Origin of the sequence: Psychroserpens sp. Hel_I_66 (assembly GCF_000799465.1) — a bacterium.
In the GTDB taxonomy this organism is placed as follows: Bacteria; Bacteroidota; Bacteroidia; order Flavobacteriales; family Flavobacteriaceae; genus Psychroserpens.
The window spans coordinates 1,504,848-1,530,093 of the sequence record NZ_JUGU01000001.1 but is presented as its reverse complement, the minus strand read 5'-3'; the positions used below and the strand labels follow the sequence as shown (position 1 = coordinate 1,530,093).

Below are 25,246 nucleotides of genomic sequence, written 5' to 3'. Positions count from 1 at the left end.
TTTCGTAATGATTTTCAAAAAAATAAAAAACCCTTCAGAATTTTTTCTTCGGAAGGGTTTTCTAATATTATCTAAAAAATAATCTATTTAAATATAACTTCTTTTCTTTCTAGGTTAGTGTCATAAAAAGACAGCTTACCAATATTGTCTTGAGCGTTATTACCATATTTTTCAATAAATTCTGAAATATCCTGAATTGTTTTTATTGGCATATCATTTATACCAGTTATAATGTATCCTGGTCTAATACCTAATTTGGTGTATAAAAACATGTTTTTGTTAGATTGTACAACAACACCTTCTTTGATATTAGTTTGTTTCATGAATTTTGAGGGCAGATTACGTAATTCCATATCTAAAAATTCAACACTCATAATGTCACTTTTTGATAGTTTTACTGGAATTGATTTAAGTTCGTTATCTCTTAAGATTTCAACATTAACGACATCATTTGGACGCTTTGTTTTTAAGTAACCGCTTAAATCTGTGAATTTATTGATCTCTACATTATCTAATTTCTTGATAATATCTCCATTTTGAATACCTGCTTTTTTTGCTCCAGATTTATCCTCAACTTCAGACACATAAACACCTTCAATCTCATTGATTCCTTTTTCAAATGCTTCTTTAGAATTTCTATTTAATATTGAAATTCCTAGAACACCTTCCTGTACATCACCATATTCAATAATATCCTGAATTACTTTTTTCGCAATATTACTTGGTACTGCAAATGAGTATCCAATATATGATCCTGTTTGTGATGAAATAGCTGTATTGATCCCAATAAGTTGACCTTGTGAATTTACCAAAGCACCTCCTGAGTTTCCTGGGTTAACTGCAGCATCGGTTTGAATAAACGATTGTGAGTTTGTACCAGACAAATCTCTTGACTTAGCGCTAATAATACCAGCGGTTACCGTTGAGGTCAAGTTAAATGGATTGCCCACTGCTAGAACCCATTCTCCAATTTCCGCAGTATCTGAATCTCCAAACTCTATTGCTGGTAAATCATCTTCTGCATCAATTTTTAAAAGGGCGATATCTGTTTTTTCATCTGTACCTATTAGTTGTGCTTCATAAATACGGTTATCATTTAAAGTGATAGAAATTTTTTCAGATCCTGCAATCACATGATTATTGGTGATAATATAGCCATCTGGTGATATAATAACACCACTACCTGTGCCAACTTGCGCACGAGGTCTAGATTGACGACCATAAAATAAATCCTGTAATGTTGGACTTCCAGATACTAATGCGGTATTTTTTACATGTACAACAGAATGTATTGTGTTTTCCGCAGCAACTGTAAAATCTGTAGTTTCCGCAGCAAATAAATTGGATGTTTTAGTAGTGTAATTTGTATTTAAAAATGTTGGTTGTTCGTTACTTTCTTCTAAGGTTATAGCTTGATTATCATCTAAAATAAAAGTATATGTAGATAAAGCAATAACTCCACCCAACACAGAAGCAAGGACTAAGGTCAAAATCTTTTTCATTAGTTATAAGGTTTAAATATTTATATAATTAGATAACGATTAAAATTAATTATTTATTGAAGTGAAATTTCAACTTTAACGATTTTTAACTTCGTAATTAACGCTCATTTAACACTCCGTTTATCGATTCATTATTCATATATTTGCAGGATAAATGCAACTTACTTTTTACAAATATCAAGGAACCGGAAACGACTTTGTGATGATTGATAATCGTCAGCAATTATTCGACAAAAATGATACCAAACGTATCGCTTTTTTGTGCGACAGACGTTTTGGCATTGGAGCAGATGGATTGATTCTATTAGAAAAGCACGATACCTATGATTTTAAAATGGTGTATTTTAATGCTGACGGAAACGAAAGTTCCATGTGTGGCAACGGTGGGAGATGTATCACAGCTTTCGCTAATTTTTTAGGAGTTATTAAGGATGCTGCTACTTTTGAAGCCATTGATGGCAAACATAAAGCAACGCTAAAAAACCAACTCGTAAGCCTTCAAATGCAAGATGTCAACACAATTGAGAATCATAAAACACACGTGTTTTTGAATACTGGTTCTCCTCACCATGTACAAATGCAAGATGATTTATCAGATTTTGATGTTTATACCTTCGGAAAGAAAATTAGGTATGGAAAACCATACAATGAAAAGGGAAGCAATGTCAATTTTGTTGCTAAAATTTCCGAAGAAAAATTTGCTGTAAGAACTTATGAACGAGGAGTCGAGGATGAAACACTTTCCTGCGGAACAGGCGTTACTGCAGTTGCTCTAGCAATGAATTACATTGGTGAAACAGAAAAGAATATCATCACGTTGCAGACCCAAGGTGGAGAGCTGCAAGTGTCTTTTGAAACATCTGGAAATGGTTACAAGAATATTTGGCTTACTGGTCCTGCAACCCAAGTTTTTAAAGGAAATATATAATGATTAGTCTCAAAGGTGAACATATATATTTAAGAGCTTTGGAGCCAGAAGATCTGGATTTTATTCACGAGATTGAAAACAGTCAGGATATTTGGGAAATTAGTAATACGATTACACCATACTCTAAGTTTTTGATAAAACAATATCTAAAGCAGGCGCACAGAGATGTTTTTGACGTGAAGCAATTGCGTTTGGTAATTTCTAACTATGAGAATGTTGCTTTAGGAATGATAGACTTATTTGATTTTGATTTTAAAAACAAACGAGCTGGAGTTGGAATTTTGATCAAGGATTCGGTGAATAGGCAAAAAGGCTTCGGAAAAGAAGCACTGCAATTATTGGTAGACTATTGTAAATCACAATTGGACCTGCATCAATTGTATTGTAATATTTCCGAAGAAAATGAAAAAAGTTTAAAATTATTTAATAATCAAGGTTTTGAAGTCATAGGGCTTAAAAACGACTGGAACTATGTTAATGGTTCCTATAAAAATGAATACCTCTTACAATTAATATTGAATTAAATGTACATTAAAAAAATACTTTGGGCAGTTGCTATTATCGGTTTAGTTTTAGCTGCAATTTTTGGTTATTATATCTACAATGCAATGCTTTCTCCTAATACTGCATTCAATAATGACGAGGCTTATATATATGTTCCAACAAATGCAAACTATGAAGATGTGAGGTCGCAATTAGAACCTCTTTTAGATGATATAGAGGCTTTTGATGCTTTGGCGAAGCAAAAAGAATACACTACAAATTTGAAAGCAGGGCGTTTTATAATCAAAAAGGGAATGAATAATAATGATATTATAAATTCCATTAGAATTAATAATGTGCCTTTAAAGATAGCATTCAATAACCAAGAGTCCTTGGCAAAATTAGCAGGAAGAATCGGTTTTCAAATTGAAGCAGACAGTTTATCTCTCATCAATGCCATGACAGATGAAGCTTTTTTAAAAAAGAGCGGATTTACAAAGGCAACAGCACTCGGGATGTACATCCCTAATAGTTATGAGTTTTTCTGGAATACTTCCGCAGAAAGTTTTAGAGACCGTATGCTAAAAGAATATAATCGGTTTTGGAACGAGACTAGAAATGCTAAAGCAAAAGCTATAGGTTTGAGTAGAGATCAAGTTATGGCACTGGCATCAATTGTTCACGAAGAATCTAAACAAGCCAGTGAACAGCCCAGAATTGCTGGAGTTTATATGAACAGGTTGCGAATTGGAATGCCTTTACAGGCAGATCCAACTTTAAAATTTGCTGCGTATCAATTACCTGAATATAAAAACACAGTAATTAAGCGTGTATTGAATAAACATAAAGATATTGAATCACCATACAATACTTATATGAATGCTGGCTTGCCTCCAGGTTTGATTGCAATGCCAGATATATCGGCAATAAATGCGGTACTTAATTTTGAAAAACATAATTACCTGTATTTTGCTGCTAATGCCAAAAAATTAGGGTTTCATAAATTTGCGAAAACCTTGTCTCAACATAATGTGAATGCAAGAGAGTACCAACAATATTTATCATCTCAGGGAATAAATAGGTAATGTTTATGGGAGCTTGTAAGTTTTTGATTTTGTGTTTACTTACATTAATTAGTCTCAATTCTCATTCCCAGTCCAAATTAGATTCTTTTTTTAAGCCAAGTGATTCACTAAACACTTCAAGGCGAAATGCTGTGGTAATAACCGAAGCAACTTTGGGGTCTTTGACATTAATTGGTTTAGACCAATTATGGTATGCAGATTTCGAGCGGTCTAAGTTTAAAACGGTAAATGATAGTGATGAATGGCTTCAAATGGATAAAATTGGTCATGTCTTTTCTTCTTATCAACTCGGAAGGTTAGGTGCAAACTCTCTCAATTGGGCAGGAGTTCGCAAGAAAGATCAGCTTATATATGGAGCAACTTTAGGTTTAGGCTTTCTAACTGCGGTCGAAATTTTTGATGGCTATTCTAAAGAATGGGGATTCTCATGGACTGATATGGCTGCAAATGCTGCAGGAACCGGGTTGTATCTAGGGCAGGAGTTACTTTGGGATGAACAGCGCATCACATTAAAATATTCGTTTCACCAAACACAGTTTGCAAGCCAGCGACCAAATAAATTAGGAGATGGATTTCTGGAAGAGATGTTAAAAGATTATAATGGGCAAACGTATTGGTTAAGTTGTAATGTGCATTCTTTTTTTAAAGAGAGCAAAATCCCGAGATGGATTAATATTGCATTTGGTTATGGAGCAGAAGGGATGTTAACTGGTAAAAATGAGACTATTGATAATCTTTTTGCTGATCAAAATAGAAGGCGACAATTTTACTTAAGTTTAGATGTTGATTTATCTAAAATTGAGACGAATTCTCGCGTTTTGAGAACCGCATTTGACATTTTAAACGTTATAAAAGTTCCATTTCCAACGTTTTCGTTCGACGGTAAAAATGGCGCAAAGCTACACTACATCTACTTTTAACAACAGTTTAACAGCTTATTTTCAGTAAGTTAAAAAAAGTCGTATATTTGCATGCTGAAATTTAAGAAGGTCTACAGACTATTTTTTCTTAAAAAAAGTTAGCTTTTATGATAAAAAAAGTAAGTAATTATTTCGTTATTCCATTAGCTATTTGTGCCATGTTTTTTTTGGCACTTAAACCTCAAGAATCATTAAATATTGATGATTATTCAACAGAGGGTTTGGAACTTAATTATGACATGGAGCATGATCTAGCTTTTCTCAATCAAGATGGAAATGTTGATCACGTTCAACTTTCTAACCCATTCCAATCTACCCACACTTATTTTCCATATTTAGGGAAATCTTACATCGGTTTTAAAGAGGCATTGGCGTTTAAAGAATCAAGAGGAAATTACTTTACAGTAAACACTTTAGGATACTTAGGAAAATATCAATTTGGATCTGAAACTTTAAAATTGATAGGTATTCATAATGTAAATTCTTTTTTATATAATCCTAAATTACAAGAAAAGGCTTTTTTAGCAAATGCAGAGCGTAATAAATGGATACTTAGGAAAGATATCAAACGTTTTGTTGGGAAGAAAGTTAACGGTATTGAGGTAACAGAATCTGGAATTTTAGCTGCTGCCCATTTAGCTGGTCCAGGAAGTGTAAAACGATTCTTGAGAAGTTACGGAAGTCAAAATGTATCTGATGCTTACGGATCTTCTGTTCACTACTATATGAAGAAATTCTCTGGTTACGACACCTCTTTTATAGAAGCAGACAAGAAAGCTAAGGCTATTCTATAAGCTCGATAAGTTAGTTTTATGTAAATAATATTAATAAAGATTGCTTAATCTTTATGTATCACAAAAATAGCAGGTCTTTTGTGTAAATCGACATTTGCATTTTTCCATTCTCCAACGGTCATCGTTTTTATGTATTCTGTTGGTAAAGTAATATCGCATGCTATGCATACTCTAGTGTTTTGATGAAGCGTGGAGCATATATCCTCAAGAATTTTGTTATTCCTATACGGTGTTTCTATAAATAGTTGTGTTTGGTTTTGTTCGTGCGATATGCGCTCTAATCTTTTAAGCGTTGATTTTCGTTCAGCTTTATCGATTGGAATGTAACCATTAAATGCGAACGATTGACCATTCATGCCAGAACTCATCAATGCTAATACAATTGAAGAAGGACCAACTAATGGTACCACTTGAATATTATTTTGGTGAGCCAATTTAACAATATCTGCTCCAGGATCTGCAATACCGGGACATCCAGCTTCAGAAAGTAAACCCATCGATTTTCCCGCTTTGCAGTCGTCTAGAAAGTTTTGAGTCTCTTCAGGTTGGGTGTACTTGTTAAGGATCTTGAAATTAATACTGGATTGTTGTTTGCGAGAATCTATTTTTTTTATAAAACGTCTTGCTGTCTTTTCATTTTCTACAATATAATCGTCTACTGACTCAATTATTTTTTTTACTGAAATTGGCAGGACCTCTAAAGGAGGGTTGTCACCAAGTCTTGTAGGGATGAGATATAATTTTCCGAAGTTATTTGTCATAAATTATTGAACGATGAGTTTGCGAATGCTTTTGTCACCTTTGTTATTATTGATTTCTACAATATATAATCCGCTGTTTAAAAATTGCGTAGAAATAGTTGTTAATTGCTTATCAAAACTTGATTGAGATTGTATTATTTTTCCTTGAATATCGAGGATAACTATAGATTCTAATTGATTAGAACTGGTTAAAAGATCAAAGGTAACATTGTTTTTTGCAGGATTTGGGAACATTTTGATATCATTAATTGAGGTTTCCTCAATAGTTAAAACATCTTCCACAATTCTTGAGATGGTACCTTGAAACAAACTCACCACATAAAGTTCGCCATTAACATCCTCAGCAAAAGCAGATATTCCAATTCCAGACAGTTCTTCTATAAAAGAAAGTTGGTAATTATCTGTTGAGGTTTCTTCAACTACGCCAATATTATCATTACAATAATCTGCGAAAAAGTATAATCCTTGTAGATTGGTTTGTGTAGATCCTCTATACACATAACCTCCAGTAATAGAGCAGCCTCCTGTGCTTGAATGTGTGTATTGCGCTACGGGTGGCTGGTGAGTAATCGCGCTACATTCTGTTGAGTTTAAAAAAACACTATTGCCCTCAAAGCATTTCCATCCATAATTTTCTCCACCATTAGAATTAGCGTCCACTTTATTGACCTCCTCTATTAGATTTTGGCCAACATCTGCGATCCATAAATCTCCTGTTGTTCTATCAAAAGAAAATTTAAAAGGGTTTCTTAAACCGTATGCCCAAATTTCGTTGAGAGCTGCGGAGTCAGTTATAAATGGATTGTCTGCGGGAATTCCGTAGTTTCCAGCATCTGTAGCATCAACATCAATTCTAAGCATTTTACCGAGCAGTGTGTTTAAGCTTTGAGCTCTATTTCCAGGATCGCCTCCAGAGCCTCCATCCCCAAGTGAAATATATAAATAACTATCTTGACCAAAATGTAGATCACCACCATTGTGATTGGAAAAAGGTTGTGTTACAGTAATTAAAACTAATTCTGAGCTAGGATCTGCGGTGTCAATCGAACTTCTTGTAAACCTTGAAATAACCGTATTTTGAGAATTGTCAATATAGTTAACATAGAAAAAACCATTGTTGGCAAAATCTGGGTGGAAAGCCATAGCGAGCAAACCTTGTTCTCCACCAAAATCTGTAACTCTATCATCAATATCTAAAAATGGAGTAGTATTAACGGTGCCATCTCCGTTTAAAACCTTAATTATTCCTCCTCTTTCTACTACAAAAAGCCTATCATCTCCAGCATGTTTTACATTTACAGGACTTGAAAAACCAGTAGCAAAAATTTCTAGAGATATTTCTTGGGCGTTTATTATAGAAAATAAACAACAAGCTATAAAAAATGTAATTTTTTTCATAATCGTAAATTTTTGAAGAAATTTTCAACAAAATACGAAAAAAAACCTTCAAATTTTATCAATATTAAACTGTTGTTTAACTCAAAAGGTTGGTTGTGATTATGTTAGAGGCGTTATTTAAAAGTTGGTATACATTTTCAAAATCTGTTCTATCTCCATGATAGGGGTCGGGAACATGCTTGACTTTAATGCTGTCATCAACCTCTAAAATGAGTTTTACTTTGGCAATATCGTTAGTGTTTCTTGCTAATTTAATCACGTTTTCAAAATTAGATTGGTCCATTACATAGATATAATCGAACTTATCAAAATCTTCTAAATTAAATTGACGACATCTTTGAGTCGAAATATCTATACCATGTTTTTTTGCAACCTCAATTGAGCGATGGTCAGGTTTTTCTCCAATATGGTAATTTGCTGTACCTGCAGAATCTACATAAAATTTTTCCTTCGGAAGTTTGGACTCCAATATGCCATGAGCCAATGGGGATCGACAAATATTGCCTAAGCAAACCATTAGGATATTTGTCATGTTACTGTTTTAAAGCGATAATTTTTTTGAAAGATCTTCAACGTACTTTCTAAACTGCTTATCTGTAGAAGACAAATTATCAACAGTTTTGCAAGCGTGCAGTACGGTAGCGTGGTCACGTTTTCCTATTTGAGAACCAATACTTGCTAAAGAAGCTTTAGTGTATTTTTTTGCGAAAAACATAGCTAATTGTCTAGCTTGTACGATGTGGCGTTTTCTAGTCTTAGATTGTAAAGTGCTCACATCCATTTGAAAATAATCTGAAACCACTTTTTGTATGTAATCAATAGAAACTTCGCGCTTTGTGTTTTTAACAAATTTCTCTACAATTTCTTTTGCAAGACTTATGGTAATTTCCTTTTTATTGAAAGACGATTGTGCAATTAAAGAGATGATAGCACCTTCAAGTTCACGAACATTAGTCTTGATATGTTTTGCAACATATTCAATAATATCATCTGGCATTTCAACACCATCACGATACAATTTGTTTTTAAGAATTGAAACTCTGGTCTCAAAATCTGGACTTTGCAATTCTGCGGAAAGTCCCCATTTAAAACGAGATAATAGACGTTGTTCAATATCCTGCATATCAACAGGAGCTTTGTCACTTGTTAAGACAACTTGCTTTCCGTTTTGATGTAAATGATTGAATATGTGGAAGAAGACATCCTGAGTTCCTGATTTTCCAGATAAAAACTGAACATCATCAATAATCAATACATCTATAATTTGATAGAAATGAATAAAATCGTTTCTATTGTTCTTTTTGACGGAGTCAATATACTGTTGTGTAAATTTTTCCGCAGAAATATATAAAACCGTTTTTTCAGGATATTTATCTTTAATATCAACACCAATAGCATGAGCTAAATGTGTTTTTCCTAAACCAACACCACCAAAAATCAATAATGGATTAAATGAAGTGCCTCCAGGTTTATTGGCCACTGCTAAACCAGCATTTCTGGCTAAACGGTTAGAGTCGCCTTCTAGAAAATTCTCGAAACTGTAGTTGGGATTGAGTTGAGACTCAATCTTCACATTTCTAATTCCAGGAATTACAAAAGGGTTTTTTAACTCAGGACTTTTATTGTTTAACGGGACATCTACGTCTTGCGATTTTAAGGCACCACGATTAGAGCTAGGGATTTTTTCTGTAAAAGGTTGCTTGTTACCATATGTGTTTTCCATTTTGATAACATAAACCAATTTAGCAGTTTCGCCTATTTGTTTGGTAAGTGCAACTTTTAATATCTTTACATAATGTTCTTCTAACCACTCATAAAAAAATTTACTTGGAACTTGAATACTTAAAGCATTGTCTGTAAGTTTAACTGCTACGATAGGTTCAAACCAAGTTTTGTAGGCTTGTGGCTGTATATTGTCTTTAATAAATGAAAGACATTTCTCCCAAACCGATTGCGCAGTTACATCCATTATCTAAGTTAGTTTTTATTTTTGGTTGTTAGATTATTCAGAAAAAAAAAGAGAAATTCGAGTTTCTCTTGATTGATTTTAACACGACAAATATGTGAACAAATTTCTTAATAAAAAAATGAAATTTAGTTGAATTTATAGAAATTTTTCCTCATGTTTAATTCCTTTCGAAATTACAAAAAAAATATCAAAAACTATGGAGAATCTTTCTAAATCAGATGAAATACAATTTAGAGTTCGCTACGGTGAAACCGATCAAATGGGAATTGTCTACCATGGCAACTATGCTCAATATTTTGAAATGGGAAGAACTGAGTGGTTGCGTAAGATGGGGTTTTCATATAAAAACATGGAAGATGAAGGTGTTATGTTACCCGTTATTTCGTTGTCTATAAATTACAAAAAATCAGCACGTTATGACGACCTTATTAAAGTAAAAACTATACTGGTAAAAAAACCTGGTGTAAAAATCGAATTTGATTATGAAATTTCAAATCAAGATGGTGAGATTTTAACGACAGGAAATTCTGTTTTGGTATTTATGGATATTAATAAGAATAGGCCTACAAGATGTCCAGATTATATTTTAGATAAACTGCTAATTTAATCGTTTAAATTCTTGATGTTAATTTCGTAAAGTGCATCAAAAGTTTCAAATATTGCATGTGCTTCTTTTAATCTTACCGAGATTATAATTTCACAGCTCAATTCTAAAGTTTGATTGATGACGTTAATATTTTTTTCTTTGATAATTCTCATAACTTTATTCATGTTTTTATACTCAAAAGAAATAGCATATTCAATATTTACTGTTCTTTTAACAATTTTTGAAGCCTCTAAAGCCATTTGTGCTCCTGTACGATATGCGTTTATCAATCCGCCAACTCCTAGTTTAGTGCCTCCAAAATACCTTACAACTATGATGAGAACATTGGTGACTTCAAAGGATTGTATCTGTCCGTAAATTGGCATTCCAGCACTATTGTTGGGTTCACCATCATCGTTTGCCCTAAAAATATAATCTTGTTCAAGTTTTCCAAATTGATAAGCGTAACACCAATGTCTTGCTTGATGGTGTTGTTTTTTGAGATCTTCAAGATGTTGTTTGACGTCATCTTCCGAAGAAACAGGAAATGCATATCCAAAAAACTTACTGTTTCTATCTTTGAAAAGTACTTCGGGAGAGGGTTTGGTGATTGTTTTGTAACTGTCTGTGATTTCCATTTATGCTAAAGTAACAATAACGATAGAGATTATTGCTAAAATGATTCCGATCCAATTGGTTATTGAAATCTTCTCTTTAAAAAACATAAGCCCTAAAAGTGTAGAAATCATGACTATAGCTACATTATTTATAGTGAATAATGTGGAGCTTTCTAAAGTGTCATGATTAAGTGCCTTGAGCAAATAATATATCGAAAAATAATTTACAATCCCTAAAATAGCACCACCAAATAAGGTTTTAAGCGGAAATTTTAAAGACTCCTTTGAAGCTTTTATAATTAAAATTGTGACGCCTATCAAAAAAGCAAAAGCAAAGATCGTTGCTGAAAATATTGGAATCCCATTTTGGGACAAATAAGTGCTTTCTATATATTTAATAGATGTATCAATTACGCCAGAACCCAAAAATAAGGTGATTGGTAGCCATAAATCTTTAGCGAGATTTTTAGAAGTCTTCGGTTTTACAGAAGCTAAATATACAGCGATAAGTGCAATCAAAATACCAATAATTTTTTGAAAACCAACACTTTCATTATAAACATAAATCCCAAAAATCACTGGTATTATCACGCTCATTTTTGACGCAACCGATGCTACCGACAAACCATTGCGCTGAGCTGTCAACGCCATCACATTAAAAATCGCTATAAATAAAAAACCTAAGCCTATGGCTCCATAAATCCATTTAGAATCTATGATTTCACTCACAATTATTGGCGAGTCATAAGCCCATAAACCAAATAAGCAGGCAGTGAAATAATTAATGACTATAGCCTGTAACGTATCTATACCATATTTACTAAAAAGTTTAAAAATGATGAAAATACAAGTAGAAGCAAGGATGCTAAGGAGTAGGTATATCAAAATAAATGATTGTTAACAGTAAATAAATGTATAATATCTTGTTTGGTTTCGTCAATATTCCAAACGTGGATTCCAAGTTTTGAAGCAGCATCTGTATTGGCTTTTGTGTCGTCAATAAATAAGCATTCCTCTGGCTTTAGATGATTTTCTTTAAGTACAAATTCATAAATATCAGCATTGGGTTTTCTCAGGTTAATCTCATGCGATAAGTGAAATGCATTAAAATAAGATTTAAATTCATTAAAAAACGGAACATTCTCTATAATCCATTTGATGTGCAAATCATTGGTGTTGCTCAATAAAATGAGTTTGTATTGTTTTTCTTCGGAAAGTTGCTTAATAAAATCCAGGCGCTCTTTTGGGAAATCTTTGAGTATGACGTTCCATGCATCAATTATTTCAGATTTTGAAAGCTTCGGGAAGTTTTCAGTATAAAAATCCAGAAATTCTTCCGTAGAAATCAAACCTTGCTCATACAACGTATTGATCGCAACGAGTTCTTCTGGCAATTCATCAACTTCAAAAAGTTCATGCGCATTTTGCATAGCGCCTTGTTTATCCAAGTTGATAAACACATCTCCAAAATCGAAAATTATGGTTTTAATTGTTGGCATATATATGTAGTGTATCGTCTATTATGTTTTCTTCGGAAATAAGCTTTCCTTTAAATTTTGGCGCTTTGACACCGTCGTTAAATGTTTTAGAGCCTTTAAATACGCGAGCTTCATCCCAAACGTTTTCATCTATAAATGTTTGAAGCGTTTTTGCTCCTCCTTCAATTATCACAGAATTTATGGTTTTTGAATGTAAAAGACCAGCAATTTGCAAAGCAAGAGGTTTTTTGAAATCAACGTTATTATCTAATACTAAAATCGTTTCTGCATCCTCATTAAAAACTGAATGGCTTTTCGGTAATTTCAACTCACGATCAATAACAAGTCGAGTTGGATTTTTCCCAGTCCAATCCCTAACCGTTAAACTTGGGTTATCTTCCAAAACCGTATTAGTACCTACCAAAATCGCTTGCTCCTCAGCTCGCCATTTATGAACCAATTGTCTTGAGAATTCATTCGTGATCCAAACAGGTTTCTTTTCATCTTTAATTAAAGGAGCGATAAAACCATCTTTAGTTTGTGCCCATTTTAATATAATATAAGGACGCTTTTTATTATGAAACGTGAAAAAACGTTTGTGATGTTGTTTACATTCGGTTTCTAAAATGCCTAGAGTCACCTCGCATCCAGCAGCTTTAAGTTTTGCGATTCCTTTTCCTGCGACTTGTTCATTATCATCTTGGCAGCCAATTACAATAGTGGATATTTGATGTTTGATGATCAAATCACTGCAAGGTGGCGTTTTCCCAAAGTGAGAACACGGTTCTAAAGTCACATAAAGGGTTGCTTTTTTGAGCAATTCTTTATTTTCTACGGAATTTATCGCGTTAACTTCTGCATGGTTACCACCATATGCACTCGTGTAACCTTCGCCAATAATTTTATTGTTAAGTACAATTACAGCACCAACCATTGGGTTTGGAGCAGTGGTTCCCAATCCGTTTTTGGCGATTTCAATACAGCGTGTTATGTAGGTTTCGTGAGAATTCAATAGTCTATTTTTACCATTTCAGTTTCATCAATAGCATACGTGTAGGAAAATCCGAGCGTTTTATAAATGATATCACCTTTGTATTGCACCTTTATTTCTTTGTTGAGCAAACTGTTTAAAATCGTACCGATTGCTTCCGTACCTCTAATTTTTAAAATACTATCTGTACTAATATCTACTTTTAGGGGTATTATAAATTCCTTTCTTGCGGGAACATCAAAACTTTCCGAAGATAATTTTGCCAACTTAATGTCATTGACATAAATAGCAATGTCTTCACTCTGTAAATTGCCACCAACATCGTTAGGGTTTTCAAAAAGTGCCATCGCTTTTAAGGTCACCATTTGCGAGTTTGATTCTACAACTTCTACATCCTCAATGCCTTTAAATATTGGCTTTTCATTCACTGAGCAACTCAACAAAACAACGTTTAGTGTTAATAATAAAATGAAATTTCTCATCCTCTTAAAATAGATTTATCTGTATCTTCACAGCACAAAAATAGGATAATAAAGTGAGTCACGAAGCGATTAGAATTAGAGAAATTAGGGCAGAGGATAATCCGCAAGTAGAAGCAGTCATTAAAAACTGTTTTAAGGATTTTGGGTTACCAACGGTTGGCACAGCTTATGAAGATGCCGAAACTCCTTTTATGAACGAAGCCTATAGCGAAGATCGTGCTGTTTATTTTGTGGTAGAAAATGGTCTCGAAATTCTTGGAGGAGCAGGTATCAAGCAACTTAAAGATTATAGAGGTAACGTTTGTGAGCTTCAAAAAATGTATTTTTCATCAAAATTACGCGGACAAGGATTTGGAAAAAAATTAATGGAAAAATGTCTAGAGGCTGCAAAGGACTTTGGCTATGAGCAAGTTTATTTAGAAACCATCCCTACCTTAGAAGCAGCGATTCATATTTATGAAGAGTTTGGATTTAAACATCGTACCGAACCTTTGGGAAACACAGGTCATTACTCATGTGGTATATGGATGACAAAAGATTTGAAACAAGAATAAAAACCTAAAATTTGATCTTAAAAGAAATTTTAAATATCTATCATAAAGAACTCGATGATCTCTTCGGAAATGAGGAAGTCAACTCCTTTTTCAACCTGCTCATTGAACATTATTTAAATATAAAACGTATCCATTTAGTGATGCATCCAAATTATACAATAACGAAAGAGGAGGAGCAACCCTTATTTGAAGCCTTATCAAAACTGAAATTACAGCAACCTATTCAATATGTAATTGGTGAAACCGAATTTTACGGACTCCCATTTAAAGTCAACCAACACACCTTAATACCTCGTCCAGAAACAGAGGAGTTGGTTGATTTGGTCATTTCAAATTTCAAAAACCAAAATTCTAGTGCACTCAAGATTTTGGACATAGGAACAGGAACCGGTTGTATTGCCATTTCATTAGCAAAATACCTAGTAAACGCAAAAGTTTGCGCGTTGGATGTTTCTGAAGATGCTTTAAAAGTTGCAAAACAAAATGCGGAATTAAATGCGGTTGACGTTAATTTTATTCTTGATGATATTTTAAATCCCGATTGTCATGCTGAACTTGTTTCGGCATCTCAAGATTATGACGTAATTGTTTCAAATCCACCATACGTCCGCAATCTAGAAAAAACCGAAATACAACCCAACGTTCTCAATAACGAACCACATTTGGCATTGTTTGTAGAAGACGATAACCCGTTACAATTTTACAAGGCGATTTGCGAATTCGCGCAACATAGCTTAAAAGATAAAGGGACCTTATATTTTGAAATCAATGAATATTTGGGAGGGGAAATGATTCAGCTTTTAAAATCATTTAATTTTAAGGACATAGAATTGAAAAAAGATATGTTTGGTAAGAATCGCATAATCAAAGGCGTAAAGTGATTTTGTAGATCGTCATACTGAACTTGTTTTAGTATCTCACTAGATTAAATCATTTAATGTTTTAATCCTCAAATCTTTCAAATTATCAGCATCAGTTTTAAATTCAATTTCAATTTCAGTATTTGGCATTAAATCAAAAAAGTTATCGCTAAAATGACCTTTTGATTTAGAAAACATAAACACGTTTTTTTGAAGTGTGGTGCTTTTTATTGTGATTTTAAATCCGTTATTAGTTTTAGTAATTGTCTTTTCTATTGAAGCTTTTTCTAATTTTAGATGTTTTGGCTTTTCAAAATAAAAGTAGGATGTGTGATTTCCAATTTCTGAAATAAACACCGTTTGGGATGAATCAAAAGAAAGAGTGCTCAAATTTAATTGATGTACGATGTCATTTGAGTTTCCTAAAATAGAAACAGCTTTTTGATCGCTCCAAAGTTCTGTACCTTTAAAATCTATAATTTTTAATTTTAATTCATTATTTATATTGGATAGACTATCATTAATAATGTGCGTTTTTAACGTGTTATTTTCAATTTCCGAAGAAAGCAACACGTTCTCAAAACTCTTTTTGGCTTGGTAATGCAGAGCTTTCCAATTTCCGAAGTAATCCAAGCTCGACCACGAAACCGCTGGCCAGCAATCGTTAAGTTGCCAATACAAGGTTCCCATATTGTAAGGTTTTGCGCGACGATTGGCTTCGATGCCTGTTGTGATCCCGTGGGCTTGCAGTAACTGACTCACATAGACGTAATCTTCCGGATTGGTAGGAACGGGGAAATCTCGTTTCATGTAATTGTCAATGATTTGGAATCCACGACCATGCTTTTGGTGGTTTTTAAATCCTTCCGAAGAAATCTCAATTGAGTCACTATGGTTGATATATCTTATCGTTTCATAACCAGGAAACGATTGAAATCCAAACTCGCTCATAAACCTCGGGACATTCTCCTCTAAATGTTTAAAAGGATAGCCATCATGCCAAATCCACCAATCGTGAGCGTCGCCTTCGGTTTTGTATTTTGGGTTGCCTCGTCCGTATTTTGGAGAACTTTGCCAGTAACTGGTATTTGAATAATTACTCACTATTGCTGGAAGAATACTATCAAAAACTTTAAGATAATTATCCCAAATCTCATCCTTTTCTTCATCACTTCTACCTGCTTGCCAGCCCCAACGATGCCAACCTTCGGAGTTTTCATTATTGCCACACCAAAGTGCAATCGAGGCGTGATTGCGTAAACGCTTTACATTTTGAAGTGCCTCTGTTTTTATATTTTCTAAAAACGCATCATCTCCAGGATACAGCGCACAGGCAAACATAAAATCTTGCCAAACGAGAATGCCTTTTTCATCACAGAGATCGTAGAAAATGTCGTTTTCATAAATACCGCCTCCCCAAACTCTAAGCATGTTCATATTGGCATCAACAACATTGTTTAATAAATTTTCATAATGAGCATCTGTGACTTGGTTTTGCATACTGTTTTGCGGAATGTAATTAGCACCTTTTGCATAAACTGGAACATTATTAACTTTAAAATAAAAGGATTCTCCAATACTATCTTTTTCTGTCACAAGCTCAACAGTTCGCAATCCTTTTTTTATGGAAATGCTATCAAGAATGGTTTTGTCGTCTCTCACAACAACTTTAAAGGCATACAAATACGGTTCGCCTAAATTGTGTGGCCACCAAAGTTTTGGGTTTTTAATTTTGATGTGATCTATTGGTAAAAAATCGGTATTGATATTATTTATTGGTAAAGCGATTTTTTTGTTTTTAGGCGGAAAATAAGTGATTGATTTGTACAATGAATCGCCAACGTAAGTGTCAAATGTTAAGATGTTTTCTATGCCAAGTTTAAAATCTATTTCAAAAGACAATTCTGCATTATCTGTAGAAATTTCGTTTATTTTAATAAAGGTGTCTTTAATCTTAAAATCATTCCAAGCACTTATGGTTACAGGTCGCCAAATCCCACTCGTGTTGAGTTTTGGTCCCCAATCCCAACCGTATTGAAACTGCGCTTTTCGGGTAAAAATGCGATTGCCTTCAGGAAGTTGATAGCTTAGTTTTGCTTTCTCTTTTTCTTCGGAAATGGATGTGCGTTCAAATACAATGCGCAGTTCATTTTTAAGCTTCAGATTTTTTGTGACATCAACTGTAAATTCTCTAAACGCGTTATTGGTTTCTAAAATTAAACGATCATTCAAAAATACCGAAGCATAAGTGTCCAATCCTTCAAAATTAAGTTCGATATGTTTTTTGAGTAATATATTTTTATCTACGGAAAATTGCGTTCTATATTCCCAATCGGTTTCCGAAATCCATTGCAAGCTATCTTCATTCGCACCAATAAACGGATGCTTGATTAATTCATTTTCTAATAAGTCGGAATGTACGTTTCCAGGTACCGTTGCCGATTGCCAAATTGAATCATTCACAGCTTTAAATTGCCAATTATCATGGAGGTCTATAGAAATTGGAAGATCATGTTTTGGCTTACAACTCATTAACATTAACAAGCAGACAATAAAAACAGAAAATTTAGTCATCGATGGCTTTTAAAAGGGCTTTGATTTCTTTTACACTAGAAACGGTTTGAGGCGTATTGCCAAAATAAGAAGAGTTATCATTATTATTTGGTATCACTTGAGAAGCTGACGCATGGATTTCTTCAAAACCAGCAGTTTTAAATGTCTTTGCATTTGCTGATGAAACTCCGCTACCAACAAGAATCGTTATTCTATTTTGGGCTTGATCTTGTAAAACCTTTAGAGCATTTAAACCTTGAATCGCTCTTGGTTGTTGTCCGGAAGTTAAAACCCTCTCAACTCCCAAATCAATTAATTGCTCCAATGCTTTTTCTGTATCGGGAACTAAATCAAATGCACGATGAAATGTAAATGCCATTGGTTTTGAAAGCTCTATAAGCTCGAGAGTTCTTTCAGTATCAATAGTATTATCTTCTTTTAAAACTCCGGAGACAATACCGTGACAACCTAGCTCTTTGCATATTTCAATATCTTTTTTGATAATCTCAAATTCAGAGGTATTGTAGTTAAAATTCCCACTTCGCGGGCGTAATAAAACAAAAGTTTTGATGTCTAATTCGTTGATCACCTTTTTAATTAATCCGTAACTTGGTGTAATGCCACCAATCGATAATTCGCTACAAAGCTCGACGCGATGTGCTCCAGCGTCTTGGGCATTTTTTGCAGATTGGTAACTATTTGCGCAGATTTCTAATGTCATACTTATTTCCCACGAAAGTGGGAATCTTTTTTTTAGATACTTACAAGGTTTTTCAAACCTTGCAGGATAATTAGTCTTTTAATTAATTATAATTTCATCAATAAACGTCCAAGCTTTTTGTCCTGCACCTTGTTTGCCATCTGGGATGATTCCGTAGTTTGGGATTTTTAAATATATTCTTGAAGTTTTAAAATCTTTCAACTTCACTTTAAAATCAATTAATTTTTCATTTGAAGTCTCAATCAAAATTGGTTTCATTTTTTCTACAGTACCGCAGTCAAATGCAAAGTCCAAATAAATTTCTTTCGGAGCATAAATCCACTGCCCTTGTCCATTGTAAAAACGAGTTTCAATAGAATTAATCTCCATTTCCTCTCCCAAATCAATCACAATTTCAAGATCTTCTCCCCAAAATCCCAACCACTCTTTGTCACCATAACGAGAGTCACTTCCTGAAATCCCATTGATCAAACCTTCTGGTCCACTTCCCGAGTACGACTTATGAGGTGTTTTATCAATCGTAATGATTTTGCCAACTGCTTTGTGGTAGTTTATCGTTTCAGAAAAAATAGAACCCAAACGCTTTTCGGTATCAAAAACTGCTGCTTTGATTTTGGTGCTTTTGGTAATTGGGAAGGGTTTATTGTACACTAAAGAAGATTGATTTACCGAACTTCCATCTAAGGTATAGTAGATCTTTTTATTATCTAAAGTGGTAGATAGCTTGTAATAGTTTTTATTTTCTTCGGAAATGAGCGCACCTTCAATCTCATATAAATGGTTGGCGTAATTAACATCCAGAATATCCAATCGCTTGTTGAAATGTTCCACACGTTTGACAAAATCTGAGTAGTCTTTATTCTCGTTTTTGGACCAAACCACTTCGCTCATTGCCAATATTCTCGGGAAAATCATGTACTCAACTTGATCTTCGTTTGGGATATATTCTGTCCAAAGATTGCCTTGAGCTCCTAAAATATACTGCGCTTCTTCCGCAGATAATTCCGAAGGAATTGGATTAAAACCATACACTTTTTCCAACGGTAGAAATCCGCCAATTGCAGTAGGCTCCTCAGGATTTGTAGATTGATAATAATCAAAATAGCAGTGCGAGGTTGGTGTCATCACTACATTATGATTTTGTTTTGCAGCTTCAACAGCACCTTGGGTTCCTCGCCAAGACATCACTGTGGCATTTGGAGCGAGACCACCTTCAAGAATTTCGTCCCAACCAATAATTTGTTTGCCTTTTGAGTTGACATATTTCTCAATTCTTGTGATAAAATAGTTTTGGAGTTCGTGTTCATCTTTTAGGCTTTCGGTTTTGATTCTATTTTGACAGTCTATACACGTTTTCCAATTTGTTTTTGGCGCTTCGTCACCACCAATATGAATGTACTCGCTAGGAAATAAAGGGATGACTTCATCCAAAACATTTTCTAAAAATTCAAATGTCTCATCTTTTGAACAGAAAATATTCTCAAAAACGCCCCATTTTTCTGCCACTTTGATTTGTTCTCCTGGGCAACCCAGATTGGGATATGCACTTATGGCAGCTTGCGCGTGACCAGGCATTTCAATTTCTGGGATTACTGTTACGTGGCGATTTTGGGCATAAGCGACGACGTCTTTTATTTGCTCTTGTGTGTAAAAACCACCGTAGCGTTTTCCGTCAAATTGCTGTGGTTGGTCGCTATAGTGACCGATTAAAGTTTCGTCTCGATATGCAGCAATTTCCTGTAGTTTTGGATATTTTTTAATCTCGATTCTCCAACCTTGGTCATCGGTTAAATGCCAGTGAAACGTATTCATTTTTAACATGGCTATCGCATCAATATATTGTTTGATAAAATCTACAGTAAACATATGTCGAGCCACATCTAAATGCATGCCTCGATATTCAAATTTTGGTGCATCTATAATTGTCATACATTGAATACTTATATTTTCTTCGGAAATGGAACCAACCTCAAATTTTGCAGGCAATAATTGACGTAGGGTCTGTACTGCGTAAAACGCACCTTGATCTGTTTTTGCTTTGATTATTATTTGTTGAGGTTGGATGTCCAGCGTATAACCTTCATCGTTTTCTATAGTTTTATCAAGTATAAATTGAATCTCATTAGTGTTTTTTAACTCGATACCGCTTCCTTTATTTATAAATTTCCGAAGAAAATCTCCTGAAATTTTGAAGGTGTCGTCATAAGTAATTCCAACCGTTTCATCTAAAAGAAAATACCCTTCGTGGTCAATTTGAGATGTTGGTTTTGGAATGATTTGAAGAGTCTCTGTTTTTAAAACTTCAGATTTACAACTGTATAAAAAGCTGATAAAAACACAGAAAACGACAATTTTTTTGAAAGACATTTTAGTATATTAGATGCTTTAAATATAATCTTTTTTACTACGTTTTTAATGAGTATCCAACAAAAAATAGAAAGCCTTCGCGATGAGCTTCGTGAGCATAATTACAATTATTATATATTAGACAATCCTACGATTAGCGATTATGATTTTGATATAAAATTAAAAGAACTTCAAGCTTTAGAAGAAGCGCATCCTGAATTTTATGATGCAGATTCCCCAACATTACGTGTTGGAGGCGAGGTAACAAAAAATTTTAATACGGTTGTGCATGAACATCGTATGTATTCTTTGGATAATTCGTACTCGAAAGAAGATTTGTTGGATTGGGAGAAACGGATTAAAAAAATGGTTGACGGACAAGTTAACTACACTTGCGAGCTTAAATATGATGGTGCTTCAATTAGCTTGACCTATGAAAACGGAAGTTTGCTAAGAGCAGTTACTCGAGGCGATGGGACTCAAGGTGATGAAGTGACTGCGAATGTCAAAACGATAAAATCTGTACCGTTGCGTTTGAAAGGCGATTTTCCGCAGAAATTTGATATTAGAGGAGAAATCGTTTTGCCTTTTGAAGGCTTTATTAAAATGAATGAAGAGCGACTAGAAGCAGGAGAGGAGCCATACCGAAACCCAAGAAACACAGCATCGGGAAGTTTGAAATTACAGGATAGTGCTGAGGTTGCACGACGACCATTAGAGTGCTTACTTTATAATATTACTGGTGCTAATTTAGGATTTGACACTCAATTTGAAAGCTTAAAAAAAGCAAGGCAAATGGGATTTAAAGTTCCCGAGGCTGCAACATTAGCAACTTCTATTGATGAGGTTTTAGAATTTGTGGAGTATTGGGATGTGCATCGTCATGATTTGCCCTATGAAACCGATGGCGTAGTTGTTAAGGTAAACAGTCTTCAACAGCAAGAAGAATTGGGTTACACTGCAAAATCACCTCGTTGGGCAATGGCCTATAAGTTTAAAGCTGAGCAAGTGTCTACACGTTTAAATGAAATCACCTATCAAGTGGGTCGCACAGGTGCAATAACACCCGTTGCTAATTTAGAACCCGTAGAATTGGCAGGAACAACCGTGAAACGAGCATCACTGCACAATGCAGATCAAATTGAAAAGCTGGATATTAGAGAGGGTGATGAGGTGTTTGTAGAAAAAGGCGGAGAAATCATTCCGAAAATTATTGCTGTTGATTTGAGCCAGCGTCCAATTGATTCGCAACCTACAAAATACATTTCGCATTGCCCAGAATGTCAAACGGAACTCGTTAGACAAGAAGGTGATGCAAAACATTACTGTCCTAATTATAATGGCTGTAATCCGCAAATAATAGGACGAATCCAACATTTCATCTCACGAAAAGCAATGGATATTGAAGGTTTGGGAGGTGAAACGGTTGCGCTTTTGGTGAATGAGGGGTTGATTTCCAATTATTCGGATTTATATACGTTGACAAAAGAGGACGTTTTGCCTTTAGAGCGTATGGCAGAGAAAAGTGCAGAGAATTTGATTAATGGGATCGAGGCATCAAAACAAATTCCTTTTGAGCGCGTGTTATTCGCGATTGGTATTCGATTTGTTGGAGAAACTGTGGCAAAAAAACTAGCCAAACATTATAAAAGTATGGATGCGATTATGAATGCTTCGGAAGAGGATTTGGTTTCTGTTGACGAGATTGGTGGTCGTATAGCCGAGAGTGTTGTGGAGTTCTTTTCTTCCGAAGAAAATAAGGATATCATAGAAAAGTTGAAACAAAACGGGTTGCAACTTCAAATTTCCGCAGAAAAGTTAGCGAATCAAACCGATAAACTAAAAGGATTGAGTATTGTGGTTTCTGGAGTGTTTGAGAGTGTTTCTAGAACAGAGCTTAAAAAAATGATAGAGGATAATGGTGGAAAGGTCTCATCTTCAATATCTTCAAAAACTAATTATCTGGTCGCAGGTGATAAAATGGGACCGAGTAAGCTTGAAAAGGCGAAAACATTGGGAGTAGAGATGATTTCTGAAAATGATTTTATAAATATGTTAAAGTAAAATTCTTACCTTATTATGTTTTTTATCGATTAAATATGTGATTTTAACTGATTTTATTTTTTTGTTCATATATTTGTTTCGCTATTAATGAACAAGTTATGAACGTAAATAAAATTTTAGAGGTTATTCTTATCCTTCTATGCATCTTATTTGTCGGTCTCCAATCTCAAACTTTGGAGATTGAGGCTTCGGGTATTAGAGCTTTGGCTATGTTGTTATTAACTGCACTATATATTCTTAAAGTCGAGAAAAAGCATATATTTTTTATGTTATTTCTTTTTACGTTTATTATCGCAGACTTTTTTAATTTCATAACGTGGGTTGAGAATTTTGATATTGATCCTAATTTTGATTATTTCTATTACATAGGCAATAGTTTATATATTCTTGCTTATTTGTTTTTGATTTTTAGGGTATTAGATGCTGTGAATTTAATTAGGGTTATTTCTAAATTTCCCCTTCAAACTATTTTATTGTCTGGTTTAGGTGTGTTTGTTGCTTATATAGTAACAGATATTACTAAGCATGAGTTGTCAAATTCAGAATTTATAATGGAGTTGAGCTATAATGCAGTGGTTGTATTTTTAATGTGCTTATCTATGATAAATTACATGTACAAAGAGGATAAAAAGTCCATGAATTTACTAATAGGTTCTATATGTATTGTTTTTTCTGAAATATTACAACTTGCTTATTACTACATTTCTGAAACAAACAGCATGTTGAATATACTGTGCTCGCTGTTTTTTATAATTGCATTTATTTTTCTTTATTTACAGTCTATTACAAAGTCTAAATTTGTTCAAGCTGAAGAACCTATTAACTTAGAATAGATCTTAACCCTTTAGGTCCTTACCAAAAAACGGAATGTTTTTTCTATAAATAAAAAGTACAATTGATGCCATTGTAAATGTTGCAACTGCAGTAAAAAACAAGATGCCTCCATCTCCTTTAACGTCTATCCCCAATATTGTTAAGTGCATTATAATTGCGCCACCAATAACTCCCAAAGTTAGTAATGCTCCTAACCAAGCTGTTCTTTTTATGAGCAATAAAATACCTGCAATTAATTCTAAAATTCCAATTCCGATTCTTCCCATTGGTTCTAGTCCAATTTGTTTAAAAATATAAATGCTTTCTGGAGCTCCCGTAAACTTGAATCTTAGTGTTTGTATGAGGATTATTGCAATAATTAATCTCAATAGAAAAGGGATGTGTTTTTTCATAATTTAAACGTATTTATTTTTAGACGCTTAAAATTTGAATTCCTACAGTTGTACATTAATTTTGCATCAAAAATCGATAAAACGTATTGTTATCACGTTCAAATACAAATAATTTTATATATTTGCTTTTCCCATCATAATCTGCTATGCAAAAGACAACAAAAATAAGTCCTAATAAAGTGTTGGTGATATTGTTATTACTAATGTCTTTCGCAACAACAATGTCAGTATATTTTGATGTTGGATTAGTTACTAAAATTATTACCTTAATTACTGTTGCGCTGCTATTGACTGGGTATTTTTGCCAATTGTATAAAATGGCAAATGTTTTTTTAACTATTTTTCTCGTTTTTTTTATTGGTGATGCATTTTCGGTTTTTGATTTTGGTGATTTGTCTTCAAAGCTTTCAAAAGTGTTTTATATAGGAGCTTACTTGCTTTTAATATTTGTGTTGTTAGGTAAATTGAAAAAGGTAAAGTTTGAAGGACTCGTTACTGTTTATTTAATAGTAGTTTTATTATTAAACACTTATTTTCTTTACACTTTGTATGATGTTGCTAAAAGCAATTTTATTGATAATACAAATCTTATATTGTATATATGCCACGGTATAGCTCTAATTGCATTGACCTATTTTGGGTTTGCTGTTTATTTGAGCAGGGAAACTGCACAGTCTATCACTTTTTTATTGATGATATTTTGCTTCGTGTTTTCAGATGTACTAAACTATATATGTGATATGTACGTTTATTTTTGGGTATTTGAGTTGTTTCAAATAATCCTCCATACGTCTGGTTTATTTTTGCTGTACAAATATGTTTATGATTATCAAACGAATAGGCATACAAATGAGCGTGTTGATATTAGTAAATACTTTATTACCACCACTGAAAAGTTGCGCCAAATGCCCGTGAATTTTTAATTTTC

Annotated in this window: 25 protein-coding genes; 11 read left to right on the top strand and 14 right to left on the bottom strand. The window is 33.8% G+C overall.

The window, feature by feature from the left end:
• Nucleotides 1-83: 83 nt before the first annotated feature.
• Nucleotides 84-1,502 (bottom strand): trypsin-like peptidase domain-containing protein, encoded by a 1,419-nt coding sequence (locus GQ40_RS06940; RefSeq protein WP_047546971.1) that lies wholly within the window; start codon nt 1,500-1,502, stop codon nt 84-86.
• A gap of 154 nt (nt 1,503-1,656) precedes the next feature.
• Between GQ40_RS06940 and dapF the strand changes: the two genes are divergently transcribed.
• The 5 genes from dapF to GQ40_RS06915 all read left to right on the top strand — a co-directional run bounded on the left by dapF (nt 1,657) and on the right by GQ40_RS06915 (nt 5,712).
• Nucleotides 1,657-2,430, top strand: a complete 774-nt coding sequence (dapF, locus tag GQ40_RS06935; RefSeq protein ID WP_047546969.1) for a diaminopimelate epimerase — start codon at nt 1,657-1,659, stop codon at nt 2,428-2,430.
• The gene (locus GQ40_RS06930; RefSeq protein WP_047546968.1) at nt 2,430-2,954 is read left to right on the top strand and encodes a GNAT family N-acetyltransferase; all 525 of its coding nucleotides are present in this window, start codon (nt 2,430-2,432) and stop codon (nt 2,952-2,954) included. Before dapF ends, GQ40_RS06930 begins: the two co-directional genes overlap by 1 nt.
• Nucleotides 2,955-3,998, top strand: coding sequence for an endolytic transglycosylase MltG (mltG, locus tag GQ40_RS06925; protein WP_047546966.1), 1,044 nt, complete (start codon nt 2,955-2,957; stop codon nt 3,996-3,998).
• Between the two features lie 5 nt (nt 3,999-4,003).
• Nucleotides 4,004-4,918 carry a DUF2279 domain-containing protein gene (locus GQ40_RS06920; protein WP_047551616.1) on the top strand — a complete coding sequence of 305 codons (915 nt, stop codon included), beginning with the start codon at nt 4,004-4,006 and terminating at the stop codon, nt 4,916-4,918.
• Between the two features lie 107 nt (nt 4,919-5,025).
• Nucleotides 5,026-5,712, top strand: coding sequence for a hypothetical protein (locus tag GQ40_RS06915; protein ID WP_047546965.1), 687 nt, complete (start codon nt 5,026-5,028; stop codon nt 5,710-5,712).
• Nucleotides 5,713-5,756: 44 nt separating this feature from the next.
• Here the strand turns inward: GQ40_RS06915 and GQ40_RS06910 are convergent, their stop codons facing one another.
• From GQ40_RS06910 to dnaA, 4 genes are all read right to left on the bottom strand, one after another.
• Nucleotides 5,757-6,473: an SAM-dependent methyltransferase gene (locus GQ40_RS06910; RefSeq protein ID WP_047546963.1), complete on the bottom strand. Its 717-nt coding sequence runs from the start codon at nt 6,471-6,473 to the stop codon at nt 5,757-5,759.
• 3 nt (nt 6,474-6,476) lie between these two features.
• A complete protein-coding gene (locus GQ40_RS06905; protein WP_047546960.1) occupies nt 6,477-7,871 on the bottom strand; it encodes a PQQ-dependent sugar dehydrogenase in 1,395 nt (464 codons plus the stop codon).
• 76 nt (nt 7,872-7,947) lie between these two features.
• The gene (locus tag GQ40_RS06900) at nt 7,948-8,403 is read right to left on the bottom strand and encodes a low molecular weight protein-tyrosine-phosphatase (protein WP_047546958.1); all 456 of its coding nucleotides are present in this window, start codon (nt 8,401-8,403) and stop codon (nt 7,948-7,950) included.
• A 9-nt stretch (nt 8,404-8,412) separates the two neighbouring features.
• Entirely contained in the window at nt 8,413-9,840 is a 1,428-nt protein-coding gene (gene dnaA, locus GQ40_RS06895) for a chromosomal replication initiator protein DnaA (protein ID WP_047546957.1), read from the bottom strand.
• 196 nt (nt 9,841-10,036) lie between these two features.
• Between dnaA and GQ40_RS06890 the strand changes: the two genes are divergently transcribed.
• Nucleotides 10,037-10,447 (top strand): acyl-CoA thioesterase, encoded by a 411-nt coding sequence (locus GQ40_RS06890; RefSeq protein ID WP_047546955.1) that lies wholly within the window; start codon nt 10,037-10,039, stop codon nt 10,445-10,447.
• On the opposite strand, the gene GQ40_RS06885 is transcribed toward GQ40_RS06890, so the two are convergent.
• Genes GQ40_RS06885 through GQ40_RS06865 form a run of 5 tightly spaced genes read right to left on the bottom strand, consistent with a single transcriptional unit; the run spans nt 10,444 to nt 13,994 of the window.
• Nucleotides 10,444-11,064: an IMPACT family protein gene (locus tag GQ40_RS06885; protein ID WP_047546953.1), complete on the bottom strand. Its 621-nt coding sequence runs from the start codon at nt 11,062-11,064 to the stop codon at nt 10,444-10,446. The two genes, GQ40_RS06890 and GQ40_RS06885, sit on opposite strands and share 4 nt — an antisense overlap.
• Nucleotides 11,065-11,928, bottom strand: coding sequence for an EamA family transporter (locus GQ40_RS06880; RefSeq protein ID WP_047546951.1), 864 nt, complete (start codon nt 11,926-11,928; stop codon nt 11,065-11,067).
• The gene (locus tag GQ40_RS06875; protein ID WP_047546949.1) at nt 11,925-12,542 is read right to left on the bottom strand and encodes an HAD family hydrolase; all 618 of its coding nucleotides are present in this window, start codon (nt 12,540-12,542) and stop codon (nt 11,925-11,927) included. The genes GQ40_RS06880 and GQ40_RS06875 overlap by 4 nt, the downstream gene beginning before the upstream one ends.
• Complete coding sequence (gene ribD, locus GQ40_RS06870; protein ID WP_047546947.1) at nt 12,529-13,533, bottom strand: bifunctional diaminohydroxyphosphoribosylaminopyrimidine deaminase/5-amino-6-(5-phosphoribosylamino)uracil reductase RibD; 1,005 nt, start codon at nt 13,531-13,533, stop codon at nt 12,529-12,531. Before ribD ends, GQ40_RS06875 begins: the two co-directional genes overlap by 14 nt.
• Nucleotides 13,530-13,994 carry an LEA type 2 family protein gene (locus tag GQ40_RS06865; protein ID WP_047546945.1) on the bottom strand — a complete coding sequence of 155 codons (465 nt, stop codon included), beginning with the start codon at nt 13,992-13,994 and terminating at the stop codon, nt 13,530-13,532. The genes ribD and GQ40_RS06865 overlap by 4 nt, the downstream gene beginning before the upstream one ends.
• 53 nt (nt 13,995-14,047) lie before the next feature.
• On the opposite strand from GQ40_RS06865, the gene GQ40_RS06860 reads away from it, so the two are divergent.
• Nucleotides 14,048-14,548, top strand: a complete 501-nt coding sequence (locus GQ40_RS06860) for a GNAT family N-acetyltransferase (protein ID WP_047546943.1) — start codon at nt 14,048-14,050, stop codon at nt 14,546-14,548.
• An 11-nt stretch (nt 14,549-14,559) separates the two neighbouring features.
• Nucleotides 14,560-15,429, top strand: coding sequence for a peptide chain release factor N(5)-glutamine methyltransferase (gene prmC / locus GQ40_RS06855; RefSeq protein WP_047546942.1), 870 nt, complete (start codon nt 14,560-14,562; stop codon nt 15,427-15,429).
• 39 nt (nt 15,430-15,468) lie between these two features.
• On the opposite strand, the gene GQ40_RS06850 is transcribed toward prmC, so the two are convergent.
• The 3 genes from GQ40_RS06850 to GQ40_RS06840 all read right to left on the bottom strand — a co-directional run bounded on the left by GQ40_RS06850 (nt 15,469) and on the right by GQ40_RS06840 (nt 21,049).
• A complete protein-coding gene (locus tag GQ40_RS06850; protein WP_231565552.1) occupies nt 15,469-17,940 on the bottom strand; it encodes a beta-mannosidase in 2,472 nt (823 codons plus the stop codon).
• A 34-nt stretch (nt 17,941-17,974) separates the two neighbouring features.
• Nucleotides 17,975-18,682 (bottom strand): copper homeostasis protein CutC, encoded by a 708-nt coding sequence (locus tag GQ40_RS06845; protein ID WP_047546937.1) that lies wholly within the window; start codon nt 18,680-18,682, stop codon nt 17,975-17,977.
• Between the two features lie 78 nt (nt 18,683-18,760).
• Nucleotides 18,761-21,049 carry a beta-N-acetylhexosaminidase gene (locus tag GQ40_RS06840; RefSeq protein ID WP_047546934.1) on the bottom strand — a complete coding sequence of 763 codons (2,289 nt, stop codon included), beginning with the start codon at nt 21,047-21,049 and terminating at the stop codon, nt 18,761-18,763.
• Between the two features lie 48 nt (nt 21,050-21,097).
• On the opposite strand from GQ40_RS06840, the gene ligA reads away from it, so the two are divergent.
• Nucleotides 21,098-23,092 (top strand): NAD-dependent DNA ligase LigA, encoded by a 1,995-nt coding sequence (ligA, locus tag GQ40_RS06835; RefSeq protein WP_047546932.1) that lies wholly within the window; start codon nt 21,098-21,100, stop codon nt 23,090-23,092.
• 98 nt (nt 23,093-23,190) lie between these two features.
• On the top strand, nt 23,191-23,925 hold the full coding sequence (locus tag GQ40_RS06830; protein WP_047546931.1) for a hypothetical protein: 735 nt from the start codon (nt 23,191-23,193) through the stop codon (nt 23,923-23,925).
• Nucleotides 23,926-23,928: 3 nt separating this feature from the next.
• Here GQ40_RS06830 and GQ40_RS06825 read toward each other — a convergent pair whose 3' ends face one another.
• Nucleotides 23,929-24,318 carry a DoxX family membrane protein gene (locus tag GQ40_RS06825; protein WP_047546930.1) on the bottom strand — a complete coding sequence of 130 codons (390 nt, stop codon included), beginning with the start codon at nt 24,316-24,318 and terminating at the stop codon, nt 23,929-23,931.
• Between the two features lie 146 nt (nt 24,319-24,464).
• Between GQ40_RS06825 and GQ40_RS06820 the strand changes: the two genes are divergently transcribed.
• Nucleotides 24,465-25,241 carry a hypothetical protein gene (locus GQ40_RS06820; protein ID WP_047546928.1) on the top strand — a complete coding sequence of 259 codons (777 nt, stop codon included), beginning with the start codon at nt 24,465-24,467 and terminating at the stop codon, nt 25,239-25,241.
• Nucleotides 25,242-25,246: the final 5 nt, after the last annotated feature.

Bases quoted from the DNA above. Each gene is read 5' to 3' on its own strand.
- GQ40_RS06940 (WP_047546971.1), bottom strand. From the start codon at position 1,502: ATGAAAAAGATTTTGACCTTAGTCCTTGCTTCTGTGTTGGGTGGAGTT.
- dapF (WP_047546969.1), top strand. From the start codon at position 1,657: ATGCAACTTACTTTTTACAAATATCAAGGAACCGGAAACGACTTTGTG.
- GQ40_RS06930 (WP_047546968.1), top strand. From the start codon at position 2,430: ATGATTAGTCTCAAAGGTGAACATATATATTTAAGAGCTTTGGAGCCA.
- mltG (WP_047546966.1), top strand. From the start codon at position 2,955: ATGTACATTAAAAAAATACTTTGGGCAGTTGCTATTATCGGTTTAGTT.
- GQ40_RS06920 (WP_047551616.1), top strand. From the start codon at position 4,004: ATGGGAGCTTGTAAGTTTTTGATTTTGTGTTTACTTACATTAATTAGT.
- GQ40_RS06915 (WP_047546965.1), top strand. From the start codon at position 5,026: ATGATAAAAAAAGTAAGTAATTATTTCGTTATTCCATTAGCTATTTGT.
- GQ40_RS06910 (WP_047546963.1), bottom strand. From the start codon at position 6,473: ATGACAAATAACTTCGGAAAATTATATCTCATCCCTACAAGACTTGGT.
- GQ40_RS06905 (WP_047546960.1), bottom strand. From the start codon at position 7,871: ATGAAAAAAATTACATTTTTTATAGCTTGTTGTTTATTTTCTATAATA.
- GQ40_RS06900 (WP_047546958.1), bottom strand. From the start codon at position 8,403: ATGACAAATATCCTAATGGTTTGCTTAGGCAATATTTGTCGATCCCCA.
- dnaA (WP_047546957.1), bottom strand. From the start codon at position 9,840: ATGGATGTAACTGCGCAATCGGTTTGGGAGAAATGTCTTTCATTTATT.
- GQ40_RS06890 (WP_047546955.1), top strand. From the start codon at position 10,037: ATGGAGAATCTTTCTAAATCAGATGAAATACAATTTAGAGTTCGCTAC.
- GQ40_RS06885 (WP_047546953.1), bottom strand. From the start codon at position 11,064: ATGGAAATCACAGACAGTTACAAAACAATCACCAAACCCTCTCCCGAA.
- GQ40_RS06875 (WP_047546949.1), bottom strand. From the start codon at position 12,542: ATGCCAACAATTAAAACCATAATTTTCGATTTTGGAGATGTGTTTATC.
- GQ40_RS06865 (WP_047546945.1), bottom strand. From the start codon at position 13,994: ATGAGAAATTTCATTTTATTATTAACACTAAACGTTGTTTTGTTGAGT.
- GQ40_RS06850 (WP_231565552.1), bottom strand. From the start codon at position 17,940: ATGAGTTGTAAGCCAAAACATGATCTTCCAATTTCTATAGACCTCCAT.
- GQ40_RS06845 (WP_047546937.1), bottom strand. From the start codon at position 18,682: ATGACATTAGAAATCTGCGCAAATAGTTACCAATCTGCAAAAAATGCC.
- GQ40_RS06840 (WP_047546934.1), bottom strand. From the start codon at position 21,049: ATGTCTTTCAAAAAAATTGTCGTTTTCTGTGTTTTTATCAGCTTTTTA.
- ligA (WP_047546932.1), top strand. From the start codon at position 21,098: ATGAGTATCCAACAAAAAATAGAAAGCCTTCGCGATGAGCTTCGTGAG.
- GQ40_RS06830 (WP_047546931.1), top strand. From the start codon at position 23,191: ATGAACGTAAATAAAATTTTAGAGGTTATTCTTATCCTTCTATGCATC.
- GQ40_RS06825 (WP_047546930.1), bottom strand. From the start codon at position 24,318: ATGAAAAAACACATCCCTTTTCTATTGAGATTAATTATTGCAATAATC.
- GQ40_RS06820 (WP_047546928.1), top strand. From the start codon at position 24,465: ATGCAAAAGACAACAAAAATAAGTCCTAATAAAGTGTTGGTGATATTG.